Annotated in this window: 14 protein-coding genes and 1 pseudogene; 9 read left to right on the forward strand and 6 right to left on the reverse strand. The window is 69.4% G+C overall.

Going from position 1 to position 14,927, the window contains the following annotated elements:
• The first annotated feature begins 48 nt into the window (after window positions 1-48).
• Window positions 49-648 carry an HD domain-containing protein gene (locus tag J2Z30_RS03310; protein WP_044582007.1) on the forward strand — a complete coding sequence of 200 codons (600 nt, stop codon included), beginning with the start codon at window positions 49-51 and terminating at the stop codon, window positions 646-648.
• 46 nt (window positions 649-694) lie between these two features.
• Here the strand turns inward: J2Z30_RS03310 and J2Z30_RS03315 are convergent, their stop codons facing one another.
• From J2Z30_RS03315 to J2Z30_RS03325, 3 genes are all read right to left on the reverse strand, one after another.
• Window positions 695-1,327 carry a superoxide dismutase family protein gene (locus tag J2Z30_RS03315; protein WP_044576130.1) on the reverse strand — a complete coding sequence of 211 codons (633 nt, stop codon included), beginning with the start codon at window positions 1,325-1,327 and terminating at the stop codon, window positions 695-697.
• A gap of 106 nt (window positions 1,328-1,433) precedes the next feature.
• Window positions 1,434-3,518 (reverse strand): bifunctional glycosyltransferase 87/phosphatase PAP2 family protein, encoded by a 2,085-nt coding sequence (locus tag J2Z30_RS03320; RefSeq protein WP_044576127.1) that lies wholly within the window; start codon window positions 3,516-3,518, stop codon window positions 1,434-1,436.
• 275 nt (window positions 3,519-3,793) lie between these two features.
• A complete protein-coding gene (locus J2Z30_RS03325) occupies window positions 3,794-4,606 on the reverse strand; it encodes an AraC family transcriptional regulator (protein ID WP_044576124.1) in 813 nt (270 codons plus the stop codon).
• Window positions 4,607-4,754: 148 nt separating this feature from the next.
• On the opposite strand from J2Z30_RS03325, the gene J2Z30_RS03330 reads away from it, so the two are divergent.
• Window positions 4,755-5,165 (forward strand): DUF2000 domain-containing protein, encoded by a 411-nt coding sequence (locus tag J2Z30_RS03330; RefSeq protein ID WP_044576121.1) that lies wholly within the window; start codon window positions 4,755-4,757, stop codon window positions 5,163-5,165.
• 61 nt (window positions 5,166-5,226) lie between these two features.
• Here the strand turns inward: J2Z30_RS03330 and J2Z30_RS03335 are convergent, their stop codons facing one another.
• The gene (locus J2Z30_RS03335) at window positions 5,227-6,141 is read right to left on the reverse strand and encodes an AraC family transcriptional regulator (RefSeq protein ID WP_044582006.1); all 915 of its coding nucleotides are present in this window, start codon (window positions 6,139-6,141) and stop codon (window positions 5,227-5,229) included.
• A gap of 149 nt (window positions 6,142-6,290) precedes the next feature.
• Between J2Z30_RS03335 and J2Z30_RS03340 the strand changes: the two genes are divergently transcribed.
• From J2Z30_RS03340 to J2Z30_RS03355, 4 genes are all read left to right on the forward strand, one after another.
• Window positions 6,291-7,274, forward strand: coding sequence for a zinc-dependent alcohol dehydrogenase family protein (locus J2Z30_RS03340; RefSeq protein ID WP_044576120.1), 984 nt, complete (start codon window positions 6,291-6,293; stop codon window positions 7,272-7,274).
• Window positions 7,275-7,373: 99 nt separating this feature from the next.
• Window positions 7,374-7,703 (forward strand): antibiotic biosynthesis monooxygenase family protein, encoded by a 330-nt coding sequence (locus J2Z30_RS03345; RefSeq protein ID WP_044576118.1) that lies wholly within the window; start codon window positions 7,374-7,376, stop codon window positions 7,701-7,703.
• 408 nt (window positions 7,704-8,111) lie between these two features.
• Window positions 8,112-9,107, forward strand: a complete 996-nt coding sequence (locus J2Z30_RS03350; protein ID WP_044576117.1) for a helix-turn-helix domain-containing protein — start codon at window positions 8,112-8,114, stop codon at window positions 9,105-9,107.
• Between the two features lie 209 nt (window positions 9,108-9,316).
• Window positions 9,317-9,607: a hypothetical protein gene (locus J2Z30_RS03355; protein ID WP_044576114.1), complete on the forward strand. Its 291-nt coding sequence runs from the start codon at window positions 9,317-9,319 to the stop codon at window positions 9,605-9,607.
• Between the two features lie 34 nt (window positions 9,608-9,641).
• On the opposite strand, the gene J2Z30_RS03360 is transcribed toward J2Z30_RS03355, so the two are convergent.
• Together J2Z30_RS03360 and J2Z30_RS03365 are read right to left on the reverse strand one after the other, a co-directional pair.
• Window positions 9,642-10,946, reverse strand: coding sequence for a sialidase family protein (locus J2Z30_RS03360; RefSeq protein WP_044576112.1), 1,305 nt, complete (start codon window positions 10,944-10,946; stop codon window positions 9,642-9,644).
• A gap of 169 nt (window positions 10,947-11,115) precedes the next feature.
• Window positions 11,116-12,414 carry a phosphatase PAP2 family protein gene (locus tag J2Z30_RS03365; protein ID WP_044576109.1) on the reverse strand — a complete coding sequence of 433 codons (1,299 nt, stop codon included), beginning with the start codon at window positions 12,412-12,414 and terminating at the stop codon, window positions 11,116-11,118.
• 685 nt (window positions 12,415-13,099) lie between these two features.
• Here J2Z30_RS03365 and J2Z30_RS52095 point away from each other — a divergent pair.
• The 3 genes and pseudogenes from J2Z30_RS52095 to J2Z30_RS03380 all read left to right on the forward strand — a co-directional run.
• A pseudogene (locus tag J2Z30_RS52095) lies at window positions 13,100-13,357 on the forward strand (zinc ribbon domain-containing protein); the annotation flags it as partial.
• Window positions 13,358-13,433: 76 nt separating this feature from the next.
• Window positions 13,434-14,168: a response regulator transcription factor gene (locus J2Z30_RS03375; protein WP_044576107.1), complete on the forward strand. Its 735-nt coding sequence runs from the start codon at window positions 13,434-13,436 to the stop codon at window positions 14,166-14,168.
• The gene (locus J2Z30_RS03380; protein ID WP_044576104.1) at window positions 14,165-14,866 is read left to right on the forward strand and encodes a sensor histidine kinase; all 702 of its coding nucleotides are present in this window, start codon (window positions 14,165-14,167) and stop codon (window positions 14,864-14,866) included. The genes J2Z30_RS03375 and J2Z30_RS03380 overlap by 4 nt, the downstream gene beginning before the upstream one ends.
• Window positions 14,867-14,927 lie beyond the last annotated feature (61 nt).

Genomic DNA, 14,927 nt, shown 5'->3' on the forward strand with positions numbered 1-14,927 from the left:
CCGCGCCAGGAGTCCCACAACCCGCCGGGCGGGGGCACACTGACCGCCATGAGCGAGATGTACGGCCCGCACGGCGCGGCGGGCGACCGTCGAAGACTCTTCGACTTCATAGCCCTCACCGCCCGCCTCCGTGAGATCGAGCGCGCCAACAACGCCACCCCGGAGCGCAAGGAGAGCGTCGCGGAGCACTCCTGGCATCTGGCGATGGTGAGCTGGATCCTGCACGCCGAGTTCGAGCGCGAGGCCGGGCAGCGGCTCGACCTCACCAAGATGCTCAAGCTCTGCCTGATGCACGACCTCGTCGAGATGGACGCGGTGGAGCGGGGAGCCGCGGGCGGTGAGCCACCGCGCTTCGCCTCGCTCCCCGCGCCGCTCGGGGCCGAACTCCTCGCGCTGTGGCGGGAGTACGAGGAGGGCCGTACGCCCGAGGCGTGCCTGGTGCGCGGGGTGGACCGGCTCAACCCCACCCTGATGCGCTGCCTGACCGGCCAGGGCTGGGGCGACATGGCCACCGACAGCCACGCCCCCGTGGACGCCGAGGCGCTGGACGGGCTGCATCTGCCGAGGGTGGCCGTGAGCGAGACGCTGCGCGCGCTGTACGAGGAGATCAGGGACGCCTCGGTGGAGGGCGGGCTGCTACCGCCGTGAGGCCTGCCCGCCCTCCACCGAGTGCCGCGCGACGCGCGGAACGCCGCTACTTGAACGGCACGTTCACACACGCCACCCGGGCGCCCGCCTGCCCGGCCTTGCCCGACGTGGTGCCCGTCGCATGCTTGTGGATCACCACGGAACGGGCCTCATCGGGCCGGAAGTTCCACTTCACCCAGGACTTGGCCCAGCCCTTGCCGTTGCCCCTGGTGGTGAGGTCCAGCCACACCTCGTTGTGCGGGTTGGCGTACTTCGGGTTGGTCGAGGGCTGCTTGGGGTCCTGCTTGTTCTGGTAGTGCGGCCCCGACGAGTCGGGCTTGGTGCCACACGGCTTCGTGTGGACGTGGATCCCGAAGTGGTGATCGGCCGCGAGGCCACGCACGCTGATGAACACGAACGTGCCCTTGTGCATCTTGTAGGCGCCGTGGCCCTCCCCACCTTCGTGGTGGTTCTTCATGCCCTTGCCGCTCAGCCGCGCCTCCGCGATGAACACCGACGCGGACGTCGGCACCAGCGACTTGTCGTACGTCACCGCACCGGCGGTCTTCGCCTGCGACGCCGGCTGGAAGCTGTCGTGGACGAAGACGAAGGGGTGGGGCGGCGCGGCGACCGCGGGTGTCGCGATGGCCATTGAAGCGCCCATCGCGACCGCCGCGGTTACTGCCTTCACCAGGGACATCCTTGATCCCTCCTCGGTCGGGGTCCCCGCTCCCCGTCTCGATTCCCGGATCCCCCCGTTCAACGTTCAACGCGCTTGTCCGGCTTTCCGCCCCCTTCTCACCACGCTAGACCCGCTGGTCATGCCGCTCAACGCGAGCCCCGGCCCCCTTTTCGGGGGACTCGCCGGCCCCGATCCGGGTCTGCTCCGCGGGCCCGGCGTCGTCGTGCTCTCCGCCGCGCTGCCGCACCAGCCCCGGGACCAGCCCCCTGACCCGGGCGACCGCGGCGCCCATCGTCGCCGACAGCGGTGGCGCCTCCTCGTGCGGGCGCCCGCCCACACCGAGGAACACGTACTGCAGCGCGAACCCGGCCGCGACGATGACCGCGCCGCCGACCGCGTCCAGCACATAGTGGTTCGCGGTGCCCACGATGACGGCCGTCGTCAGCAGCGGATACAGGATGCCGAGCACCTTCGCCCAGATGTACGGCGCCACGATCGCGATGACCACCCCGCACCACAGCGACCAGCCCACGTGCAGCGACGGCATGGCCGCGTACTGGTTGGACAGCTTGGTGAGCACGCCGAAGTCCGGGTTGCTCAGATCCTGCGGGCCGTGCGCGGTGTCCACGTACCCGAGCCCCATCAGCCGCGGCGGGGCCAGCGGGTAGAGCCAGAAGCCGACCAGGGCGAGCAGGGTGGCGAAGGCCAGCGGGGTGCGGGCCCAGCGGTAGGTGGCGGGGCGGCGCAGATACAGCCAGCCCAGCAGGGACAGCGGGATCAGGAAGTGGAAGGTGCTGTAGTACCAGTTCATGAAGTCTTTGAGCCATCCGGTGTCGGCCACGATGGCGTTGAACCAGTGCTCGATGTCGATATGCAGCCAGCCCTCGAGGGTGAGCACCTGGTCTCCGTGGCCCTCGGCCACGCCGCGCTCGTCCGGGGCGTGGCCGCGGATCCAGGAGTAGGCGAAGTAGCCGACGCGGATCAGCATCAGTTCGAGCATCAGGTTCGGGCGGGACAGCGGCCGCTTGAGGACGCGCAGCAGCGGCACCCAGGCGAAGCGGCTCTTGGCCGGTTCGGCGACCGGCGTCGGCTCGGGGTCGTCCCACCTCGGCGAGGTGCGGGAGAGGAACGGCACCAGACAGGCGGCGGCGAGCGCGGCCAGCAGCGGCGCGTTGTAGCCGATATGGCCGAGGATCTCGATGTCGGGCAGCAGGGCGGTGCGGTTGAGCGACATCGCCAGTACGACCAGAACCGGCCACACCAGCCGGTCGGAGCCGCGCCGCCCCACCCGGCCGACCACGGCCAGCAGGATCCACAGCTGCTGGTGCTGCCAGGAGGTGGGCGAGACCGCGAGCGCGACGCTGCCGGTGATGGCGGCGGCGAGCAGCAGCTGCCCGTCCCTCGCGTAGCGCACCGCGCGCCGCAGGCCGATCACCACGACCGCGACCGCGAGCACGGCCAGCAGCCCGAGCTCCATCGGGCCCTCGACGCCGATGCGCAGCAGCAGCCCGTGCAGCGACTGGTTGGCCAGGCTGTCGGCGGGGGCGCCGAGGCCGAAGCCGCCGATGTGATGCCCCCAGTACGTCCCCGAGTCGTGCGGCATCGCCGCCCAGGCGAGCGCGGTGCACACGGCGAACGTGGCGCCCGCGAGCACGGCGGCCCGGCGCCGTTCGATCAGCCACAGCACGACGGCGAACAGCAGCAGCGCGGGCTGCAGCGCCGCGGCCACTCCGATGAGCACACCGGCCTGCCGCCCGGAGGTTCTGGGCAGCACGGTGAGGACGACCAGGAGCACCGGGATGATGCTGGTCTGGCCGAGGGTGAAGGTGTTGCGCACCGGAAGCGACAGCACCAGCAGGCTGATGGCCAGCGGTGCGGCGATCAGCGAGGTGCGGCGGGAGACCGGGCCGGGCAACGACCGGGCCACCACCAGCCCGAGGACGACGACCAGCAGCAGGGTGCCGAAGGTCCAGGCGACCCCGAGGCTCTGCTCGGCGGCCCGGGTCAGCGGTTTGAGGACGAGCCCGGAGAACGGGGTGCCGGTGAAGGAGTCCCCGTCGTACAGCGACCCGCTGACATGCAGCACACCCTGGTCGCCGATCCAGGTCTCCAGGTCGGTCAGCCGCTCATCGGGCGGCAGCCGCAGCACCGCCGCCGCCTGACGGACCGCCAGCATGCCCGCCAGGAGCCACAGGGCCACGAGCCCCATTCTGGTCCGTGACGTCCGCGCCCCTACGGCACCGGGGGCCGGCCCCGTGTCCGGGCTTCTCCCCAGTCCGCTCCGCTCCACGTTCGCCACGCCGTGCCGCTCCCCCACTCGCCCTCTTCATCTGTCCCGGATGTTTGGAGACCTTACTGAGCCCACTACTCAGACGCGGAACACCCCCTCTTCACCTGACTGTCGTCCGGGGTTGTCCGAAAGATGTCAGACTTTGGCAGGGTCCTTGCGCTCCGCGAGGGTCCGTACGGTCCGGGCCAATTTCATCAGGGCCGCGGGGTGCGCCGCGAATCGGGACTCGCCGCGCGCTGAAATGTTCCCGGCGTCACTCCGAAGCACCGCACGAACCAGCGGTGGAAGTGGCTCTGGTCGGCGAACCCGGCCTGGGCCGCGGCCTCCGCCGCGCTGCTGCCCGCCACCAGCAGCCCGCGCGCCCGGCGCAGCCGGAGCTGCCGCTGGAAGTCGCTCGGCGCCATCCCGTACGCGGCGCGGAAGGCCCGGTAGAGCGCGAAGCGGCTGCACCCGGCAGCCTCCGCGAGCCGCGCCGCCGGGATCTCCTCCGCGTACGCCTCCTCCAGCAGCGCCCTGACCCGCCGCGCGGCCCGCGCCTGCTCACCGCTCCCGTCCGGAAGCTCCCGGGCCCACAGCGGCCCGGTGGCCCCGCGCCGCACCATCGCCCCGACGGCCGCGGTCAGCCGCTCGTCCCGCACCAGCGGCCCGGCGCCGCCGACCAGGGCGGTGTGCAGCCGCAGCAGGGCGCGGGGCAGCAGGGGGTCGGAGACCACGGGCCGGTCGAACAGCGGCAGCGCCGCCCGGCCGTCCGCGCTGTCGGCCACATCGGCGAGAACATCGCGCACCACATCGGGACCTATGTGGATGATGCGGTACTTGTAGCCGAGCTCGGCAGCCGCCTCCCCGTCATGCGGATCGTCGGGATTGAAGACCATCACCATCCCCGCCCCGCTGGTGCGCAGCGCACCCCGGCACCGGAAGCGCTGGGCGCCGACCTCGGTCACGGCGAAGGAGTAGGTGTCATGGCTGTGGGGATGGAACCGATGGCTGAAAAAGTGCGCGTGCATGGCCTCCACGGGCCGGTCGGGATCGCGCCAGTACCGGGCCCAGTCCTCCCGGCCCCGCTCCCCTTCTCCGACGGCACTCACGGATCCATTGTGCCGTGGCGCACGAGCGTTCAAGACCGCAGGTCGCGGCAGTGGCGAGAGTGACGGCATGCGCTTCGACACCAAGATCGCCGTCATCGTCCGCACCGACCTCGCCGACTGGCAGAAGCTGAACGTGACCGCCTTCCTCTCCAGCGGCCTTGCGCACGCCACGGACGAGATCGTCGGCAAGCCGTACGAGGACGCCTCGGGCAATGTCTACCTTCCGATGTTCCGCGAACCGGTCCTCGTCTACGCCGCCGACGCCCCCGCCCTCACCCGCACCCACACCCGCGCCCTCTCCCGCGACCTGCCGATGTCCCTCTACACCGAGGATCTCTTCGGCACCGACAACGAGGACGACAACCGCGCCACGGTCCGCGCCGTCGGGGCCGACGCCCTGAACCTGGTGGGCCTCGCGGTCTACGGGCCGCGCGGCCAGGTGGACAAGGTGACGAAGGGCTTGCGGCTGCACGGCTGAGGGGCCCGGAGCCAAGGCCGTGCCGATTCAATGACCATGCCGATTCAAAGGCCAGGACGGTTCAATGGGCCGCCCGCTTCCGCCAGCCGCCGGGGGTGACACCCTCCCGGCCCGAAAAGGCACGGCTCAACGCGCTGCCGGTGTCGTATCCGACTCGGACAGCGATCTCCTGGACACTCAGCCGCGTCTCGCGGAGCAGGACCTTGACCCGGTACATGCGCCATGCCGTGAGGTAGCCCAGCGGGGTGTCCCCCGTCCTCGCCTTGAACAGGGCGGCGAACGCCGAGCGTGACATCCCCGCCGTGCGGGCGAGTTCGTCGACCGTCCACGGATGGGCCAGGTCCGCGTGCAACTCCTCCATGGCAACCGCCAGTCGCGGGTCCCGCAGCGCGGCGATCCAACCGACGGTCCCGCCGCCGACATCCGTACAACACGTCCGCAGCGCCTGGACGAAGAGCACATCGGACAGCCGGCTCATGATGAAGCCACCACCGAGCCCGCCCGCCGCGCTCTCCCGCGCGATGAGGTCGAATGTGGTGCGCAGGAGTTGACCGGCCGCGTCGTCCAGATTCAGCCGGAACACCGGCGGCAGGAGCGCGAAGAGCGGTTCTGCCGCCACGGCGTCGAAGGCGAACCGGGTGGAGACGATCCGCGTGAGCTCACCGTCGCCCCCGACCCGCGCCGCGTCGCCGGGGAGCTGGGAGACCAGTCCGTCGCAGTCGACGACCTCGCTGCCCGCCTCGTCCTGAAGCGTGAATCTCACCCCCGCGCGGACCAGGAAGCAGTCGTTCGTCTCCAGCCGTTGCGGCCCGGCGAGCGTGTCCGCGACGAGCAGGCACGCACCACGGGAGATCAGGACCAGCCGGGCGAGGTGCCGGGGAGGGAACGAGATTCCCCACGGCGCGCGGGCGTCCACCCGCACATACCGCGCGTCCTCGATCTTCATCGTGGCGAGAAGGTCGTCAATCGGATCCATCTCCACTCCCCTGATCTCCTCTGACCTATCCCTGGACCATCTGCGTCTGGACGATCTGGACGATCCGCGCCAAACAATGGACGCCAAGATACAGATCGTCCAACCGGGCACACCTATCGTGGAGGCGACATACGAACGAAGGGTGGGAAATGCGAACATTCCAGGTGGAAGCGGGCGGCAGCCTGATCACATCGGCGGAACGCCCGGTACCGAGCCCGTCAGCGGGCGAAGTACTCGTACGGGTGAAGGCCAGCTCCTTCAACGCACGCGATCTGCTCATCGTCACCGGCCGGTACCCCGTCGACGTGCCACCGGGGCGCATCCCGCTCTCCGACGGCGCGGGCGTCGTGGAGGCCGTCGGGGACGGGGTCTCGCGGTTCCGAGTGGGAGACCGCGTCGTGGGTACCTTCCATCCGACCTGGCTGTACGGCCCGTTCCCCGAGTGGGGGCAGCTGCGCGGCACACACCGCGACGGCTGGCTCACCGAATACCTCGCCCTCGACGAACAGAGCCTGGTCACCGTGCCGGATCAGCTGTCCTTCGAGGAAGCCGCCACGCTTCCGTGCGCCGCACTCACCGCGTGGTCGGCCGTGAGCGGCGTCGGCCCGGGGGACACGCTCCTGGTCCAGGGCTCGGGCGGGGTATCGGTCTTCACGCTGCAGTTCGCCCGCCTGGCCGGCGCACGCGTCCTGGCCACGACATCCAGCGCCACCAAGGCCCAACGCCTCGGCGCCCTCGGCGCATCCGATGTCATCGACTACACCAGCACACCGGAGTGGGGCGCGCGGGTACGGGAGCTCACCGGCGGCGGCGCCGACCGCGTCGTCGAGATCGGCGGCGCCGGAACGCTCTCCCAGTCCATCGACGCCGTCGCCCAGGGAGGGCAGATCGCCCTCGTAGGCAATCTGGCGGCAGGCGGCGGCATGGACGTGACGCGGTTCTTCCGTCGCGCCGCGACTCTCCGGTCGATCAGCGTCGGCAGCCGGAGCGACTTCGAACGGATGAACAAGGTCATCGGCCGACACCGGCTCCGGCCCGTCATCGACCGCGTCTTCCCGTTCGACGAGGCCCCGGAGGCGTTCGCGCACTTCGAGCAGGGCCCACGCTTCGGCAAGGTCGTCATCAGCCACTGACCGCCGCCTTCACGCGCTGTTGACTGCCGGATGTAGGAGACTGCGCACAGAGTCGAGACCAGGGCGCCGACCCGGCGCCCGCCGCGTGAGAGGTGTCCTGTGCCCAGCGTTGTAAAGATCAATGTCCTGACCGTGCCGGAGGAACAGCGCGAGGTGCTGGAGAAGCGCTTCGCGTCGCGCGCCGGATCCGTGGAGGGCTCCGACGGCTTCGAGTGGTTCGAGCTGCTGCGCCCGGTCGAGGGGACCGACCAGTACCTCGTCTATACGCGCTGGCGCAGCGAGGAGGACTTCCAGGCGTGGATGGAGGGCCCGATGAAGGCGGCCCACCAGCGCGGCGGCGAGGATGCCCCCCAACAGAAGCCCGCCTCGTCCGGCTCCACCCTGTGGTCCTTCGAGGTCGTCCAGCAGGCCGCCCCCAAGCAGGGCTGACCCGGGCCCCTCGCAACCACCGCTAGCCCCTGGCTCTGGCCAGAGGGCTAGCGGTTTCGTGTTTCACCGGGCGGCTCGGAGCCGGAGATTACGATCCCCGGTACGAGCGCGACATTCAGTCGGCCGCCGCGGAACTCGCCGAAGTCGCCGGCTGGGCTCTTTTGGACGGGGAAAGGACGCTGCGGAACATGGCGATGCCAGTGAATGGCGTGGACGGAATCGCGAAAGCTCAATGAGGATCCATTCACACTGTGATACGTGAACGGCGCCCCGTGGAGCACCCGCAGTCATGGCATGTCATCCGGCTGGAGGCTAGGCTCGTCGCGGCCCGCGCCGGAATGGAGTGCCGGGACAGGCCCCGGTTCCGTATCGGGAGCCGAATGACCGGAGGGCTCATGGAGGGGAACTATGCTGACCGAGACGGTTTTCCACAGCGAAAACGTGCCGGGAGCGGACCGGTTCGATTACTGGTGTGAGCTCATGAGCGCAACGCATTTACCACTGGAACTACGCAGCGATCATGCTGCGGAGTACCTCGCGTGCCACCGCGTTATTGAACTCGGTGCGGTGAAGGTATGGCCCACGTTCTACCAGCCCTTGCACTTCTACCGCACGCCGAAGCTGATTCGCCGGTCCGATCCCGAGCAGTTCCACATCGCGCTCCCCCTGCGCGGGGTCAACCACGTCGAGTCCGCCGGCCAGACCGCCTCGTTCGTCCCGTATGAGTTGCACTTCTTCGACAGTTCACAGCCCTACCACCTCTACTCGACCAACGACAACGGGCTGTTCTCCGGGGTGGGCATCGACATACCCAAGGCCCTCTTGCCCAAGCAGGCCGACCAGCTGCTCGGCCGGCCGATGCCGGGACGGGAAGGCATCGGCGCCCTGTTCACCCAGTTCCTCACCCGTCTGGTCGCGGACTCGGGTTCCCTGACCCCCACCGACGGACCTCGCCTGGGCACGGTCTTGGCCAACCTTGCCTGCGCGCTCTTCGCCCAGGCCCTCGATGCCGAGCATGCCCTTCCGTCAGAAACCCGACAGCGGAATCTCGCCCTGCGCATCCAGTCCTTCATCCGCCAGAACTTGCCCGACCCCCAGCTCACCCCGAGCACGATCGCCGCCGCGCACCACATTTCGGTCAGGTACCTGCACCGCGTCTTCCGCCACGAGGACCGCACCGTCGTCGCCTGGATCCGCCACCAACGCCTCGAACACGCGGCCCGCGACCTCACCGACCCCACCCAGCACGCCACCCCCATCCATGCCATCGCCGCGCGCTGGGGCTTCGCGTGCCACGCCGATTTCACCCGCGCCTTCCGCAGCGCCTACGGCATGCCGCCCAGGGACTACCGGTCCGAGGGCCGCACAGACTGTTCGCAACGGCTGCCCCGACCTCGGGCATGACGCCCTGGAGGAGGTTCGGCCCGGCTGGGCGCAACGCCAAGGCCCGTGCCGATTGGCCCGGCGGGGCGCGCCCGGCAGTGCACGCCTTGCCCGGTAAGGGTGCGCGCACTGCTAAAGACCGGTGGCGGCGGTGCTCCTAAAGTCAGTTCGCGGAAACATCGCGGCGAGTTGCGCAGCGGTCCGTTCTGTCACATGAAGAGGATGTCACCATGTTCAACGTAAGGAAGCTCCTCGTGGGAGCTTGCACTGCAAGCTTGGCTGCTACCGGACTCGTAGTTGTCGGCAGTGTGGCAACCGCCACGCCGGCACGGGCAGACGCGATAACCTGTTACAGGTACATAGAGTCGTTTCTTGAGAATGACGATCGCGACACGGCCGGGACCATCTGCCGTCTAGGCGAGTCCATGGTGACTTACAGCAGGTGCGTCCATGGCCTGGACGAGCTCGACGGCGTGGACGCAGAACACGCCGGGATTGCATGCCGCAAGGCGCTTGACTGAGCCAGCCGACCAGGGCTGACCACCTGGGCACCGGTCACGACACGTCATTCGTGGCGTGGTACGGGCGGCACACTCCCCCGTCGTAGTCGGTCGCGATCTCCAGCAGCTGGCGGCCGTCGGCCGAGGGCAGCAGGCTGGAGCTGTAGTTGGGGCAGAAGTCGATCTTGTCCGACTTCACGGCGACGGGGGCCGGGATCTCCTTCCAGGCGCCCTCTCCGCCCTTGCTGTTGGTCCAGACCGTGCGCCCGCTGCCCTCGGCCTTGCTGCCGTCCGCGTTGTACATCACCTGTCCGACCAGCAGCAGCTTGCCCTGCGGATTTCCGTCCTCCGGCGCCCAGGCCAGGGTCGGCGCGTGCTTGAAGTACTTGCCATCCGCCGTCTCGGGCCGGGTGCCGAGGTTGGCGGGGTCGCCCCAGTCCCAGCCGTCGGGTGAGGTGCGGTAGTGCACGACGCACGAGAACTTGGGGTCCTTGGAGCAGATCTCGTATGTCATGGCGTAGGTGCCGTTCGGCAGCTTCCGTACGACCGCCATCCCGGGGCGGTCGGGGACCGGGCCACTGGCGACGGTGTCATGGAGTCCGCTCCACGAGACGCCGTCCCGTGAGCGCACGGCGACGAGCTTCTGGCTGTGGTTCGGATCGGTCTCGTCGGAGTAGTGGCAGACCAGGTTGCCGTCGGCGTCTATGGAGAACTCCGGCTCCCACAGCCCGTTGGCGTTCGGCGCGGTGGCGACCGTGGACAGATGGCTCCAGGTGCGGCCCACGTCGGTGCTCTTGAACACCCGTATCGACATATGGCGGCTGGATTCGGGCTCGTCCTGGCCGAAGGAGGCGGCCCACAGCAGGGTGCCGGCCGGCATGTCACCGACCTGTTGCGGCAGTTCGTAGAGGACCGAGCAGCACAGCCCCTTGCCGTCGGCGGACGCGGGGTCGGCGATGGTGCCCACCTGGTTGAAGTTCGCTCCGCCGTCGGTGCTCTCCTGAATGGCGCCGATGCCGTTGCCGCCGTTGGGGACGACGGTCGAGGCGAGCACACGGCCGTTGTTCTTCCCGCTGTGCTCCAGACGGATCGCCCGGGGGTAGAGGCCCGCGCCGTCGCGCAGCGGCTTGGGGTCCGTCTTCTGCAGGGCCGCCGCGCTGCCCTCCCCGTTCTTCGCCTCGGCGTCGGGGGAGCCTGAGCCCTTGGAGCCGGAGCCCTTGGAGCCGGAGTCCTGGGAGGCGGTGGAGGACGTGGCTTTGGTGTCGCCATCGCCCTGGCAGGCGGTCAGCCCGAACGCGGCTACGGCGGCCACCGCGGCGGCGACCTTACGAGCGTGGCGATGTCCGGTGCGGCGTGACATGAGACTCCCCTCTGTGTCGCGGGTGGCCCCCGTCCCTGTACTCCGGGGGCCCGTGACACCAAGCCTGTCCGCCGCCGCTGATGATCCCCTGCCGATCGGCTAACGCATCGCTAACCGCTCTCATGGCCGTCTCATGGCCGCGTCATGGCCGCCTTACGGTCAACACGGCTCACACCATTTCGGGCTGCGGTTCCGGTTGCAGCGCCGGTGCGGCCTTCGGCTCCCACAACCTGGTGGTCCGTACATAGCCGTGGATCACCGAGCCCATCGCCAGCAGGACAAGGGGTCCGAACACCCATGGATGTCCGGCCATCTCCACCGGCAGATAGCGATAGGCCACCAGGAGGGCGGCGAAGACCGCCGCACCGTGGGCGACCAGCTGGGTTCCCGACCGGTCCCAGCCACGTGCGAGCGAGCGCAGCGCCGCCTCGATCGTGAGCGCGAAGACCACGCCCGCGACGAGATCCACGCCGTAGTGGTAGCCGAATCCCAGCGTCGCGCCGAGCGTGGCGACGAGCCAGAACGTTCCCGCGAACCGCAGGATCCGTGGGCCCTGGCGGGAGTGGATGAAGATCGCGGTGGCCCACGCCGTGTGCAGACTGGGCATGCAGTTGCGTGGCGTGATCTCGTCGAAGGGCATCGAGTGCGGGGCGCTGATGGGCGGCGGCGTGTGCGGCCACAGGTTGGCCAGCGCCCAGTGCTCACCGCCGGTGCCGAAGGCCCCGGCGCCGTAGGCGAAGATCGGTCCGACCACCGGGAAGACCATGTAGATGGCCGGCCCGAGGAGGCCGATGGCGAGAAAGGTACGCACCAGATGGTGGCGCGGGAAGCGGCGCTCGACCGCCACGTTGCGCAGTTGGTAGATCGAGACGATGACCGCGGCCACCGGAAGCTGGATGTAGACGTAGTCGAGAACATGGGCGCCGATCGGGCCCATGGCCTCGACGATCCGGCCTGCCAGCCACGACGGGTTGCCCAGCGCATGATCGGCGGTCGCCAGGTACGGATCGAGCACCGTGGGGCGGGACTTCGCCGTGATGAGAAGCCAGGTGTCGCCGGTCTTACGGCCGGCCACCAGCAGCAGGCCCAGCCCGACGCCCTTCAGCAGCAGGGCGCGTTCCCGGCCGGTGCGGCGCGTGACCGCGATGACCACACAGCCCAGCAGCACCCACAGCGCGCCGTTGCCGAAGGGGTGCCCTTCGGTCACCTTCGCGTCGGCCACCCACCGCACCAGGAAGATGACGATGTCGATGCCGATCGCGGCACCGGCCGCGATGAACCGTTCCCGCCAGGTGAGCACCACCATCATCAAGCCCATACCGGCGTACAGCAGAAAGCCCGATTTGGGGGCGAATATCACCTCTTGCGCCTGATTGGTCATCGGCCCCGGCAGGCCGTAACGCCGCGCGGCGATCTCCAGCGCGACCAGGAACCCGAGGACCGCCACACCCGCCGCAGCCCACAGCACCGTCCGTGGTCGGCGCCACGCGGCGAACGTTATTCGGCTATTTATTCGCGAAAACACCCGCGATGCTATAGATATCAATTGTTTGGCCGATTTGCTCGATGTGGGCTGTAGGTCACTCTTTGCACCGGATAGCACGGTTTTCCGGTGAAGGGCGGGCGATGGGGGCGCTCGTCGTGAGTTCGGATCATGGTATCTGAGCGGCGCGGGTGAGGCTCCGCCCAGGATGCCGACTCCGGCGGATGCGGCCGGTGGCCGCGATGTGCACATGGCAGTGCCCCGTGCGCTGGTCCGGACCCTTCAGAAAAAGTCCCGGCTCGACCGGTTCCACCAATACGCGGATTCCGGCGGGGCGCCCGGCCGCCGAGACCGAGGCGCGTCTGCGGCTGGTGTCGTCGACCGCCCACACGGCTCTGCTGGCGGAGTGGAATCGATGTCGCTGGATCTGGAACGAATGCGTCGCCAAGCCCAAAGCCGTGCACCTGCGGAACAAGAGCACCTCCAGCGGCAAGCAGACCTGCGGCCCCGCCCAGCTCGACAAGATGCTGACCGAAGCCCGCGCGATGACCCCGTGGTTGCGCGACGGGTCAAGTGTTCCCCAGCAGCAGATCATTCGGGACTTCGGTAAATCACGCGCCAAGGCACAGAAAGACATCAGGGACGGACTACCGGCCAAGCAACGAGCCCCATCGAAATGGGCCGGAAGCACGGACGCACCGTGCACCTGGTTCACCCCGCGCATACCACGATGGACTGCGCGCACTGCGGAGCGAGAGCCAAGCACGCACTGCCGCTGGGTGAGCGCACCCACACCTGCACCACGTGCGGAACCGTCTCGCCCAGAGACAAGAACTCCGCCCGCGTGATGCTCATCCGGGCAGGTCTGACCCCGGTTGGCGCTGACGGCGTGAGACTTGGCCGCACGCAGTGCGGCCAAGCTGCCTGAGCCAGGAATCCTCGAGACCCCTGAAGGCTGAAATCCCCCGCTTTCAGGCTGAGGAGCAGTCAAGTAGTGTCATGGCGTGTACGGGAGTGTCAGCGAGAAACCAGCGCCGGCCCGTGGCAACGGGCAGCGCATCCTGGTCGTCGACGATGAATCGAGAATCGCCGAACTGCTCTCGACCACCCTCGAGCTGGCCGGTTACCGGGTCGGCACCGCGGCCACCGGCGGGGAGGCGCTCGACCGGGTCGGGCGGGACCGGCCCGACCTGGTGATCCTCGATGTGATGCTGCCCGATCTGGACGGCTTCACGGTGTGCCGGCGCCTGGTGGCGGCCGACGAGAACCATCCGCCGGTGCTCTTCCTCACCGCCCGCGACTCGCTCGACTCGCTGGTCACCGGCCTCGGCATCGGCGGCAACGACTACGTCACCAAGCCGTTCCGGATCGCGGAGGTGCTGGCCCGGGTGCAGGCCCTGCTGCGCACCCGCAACCGGCGGCGGGAGGAGCCGCCGCCGGCTTACGCGGATCTGGTGCTGGACGAGACGACCCGTCAGGCGCGGCGCGGGCGGCGGGCGCTGGAGCTGACCCCGGCGGAGTTCCGGCTGCTGCGCTATCTGCTGGTCAACGCCGGGCAGGTGCTGTCCAAGGAGCAGATCGGCGAGCATCTGTGGGTGGCGGACCACCGGCGCTACGGCGACAACGCCATCGAGAAGCTGATCTCCCGCCTCCGTCACAAGGTCGACGGGGCCGGGCCCGCCCTGATCCACACCCGCCGTGGCTTCGGCTACTGGCTCGGCGGACTCGCCTCCGGATGAGCACGCACAAGCGCCAGCAGCAGCTGGAGGGCCTGCTGCACGAGCTGCGCACCTCCCTGACCACCATCCGCGGCTGGGCCGAACTCCCGCTACAGGGGCTCAGCGACGACCCCGAGCTGATGGTGCGCGCCCTGCGCCGGATCCAGGACGAGGCCGACCATATGCACCAGGTGGTCCAGCAGGTGCTTCCCCGTGCGGACGCCTCCTGGGTACGGCCGCTGGAGACGGAGCCGGTGGATCTGCGGGACGTGGCCGACGAGGCGGTGGCGGATCTGGGGCTGCTCGACCCCGAACGCCCCATCGCCCGCGAGAACTCCGGCCGGGCCGCCGTCGTGGCGGACAACCGCATGCTGCGGCACGCCGTCCGCAATCTGCTGGGCAACGCGCTGCGCCACACCCCCGCCGGGTCCCCGGTGACCGTGGCGGTGCGCGGCCCGGTGGCCGGGGCCGGGGGAACGCCGCGCGTCGAACTGTCGGTCAGCGACCAGGGGCCGGGCATGGGCCCGCAGGACATCGCCCGGCTCACCTCTCCGCGTTCCGACGAGGGCCGGATCGAGCTGGGCGGTGGCATCGGCCTCACCATCGTGCGGCGAGTGGTCGAGCGGCACGGCGGCGAGGTGAGCGTGAGCAGCGCACCGGGCCGCGGCACCACGGTCACCGTGGCCTTCCCCGCTGTCAGCGTTTCGTCAGGAAACTGACCGGGGGGAGTCAGGTCGAGCGGGTTCGCTGATCACCACATCTCCGCGACACAAAGGTTCG

Origin of the sequence: Streptomyces iranensis (assembly GCF_017874715.1) — a bacterium.
GTDB classification, from domain to species: domain Bacteria; phylum Actinomycetota; class Actinomycetes; order Streptomycetales; family Streptomycetaceae; genus Streptomyces; species Streptomyces iranensis.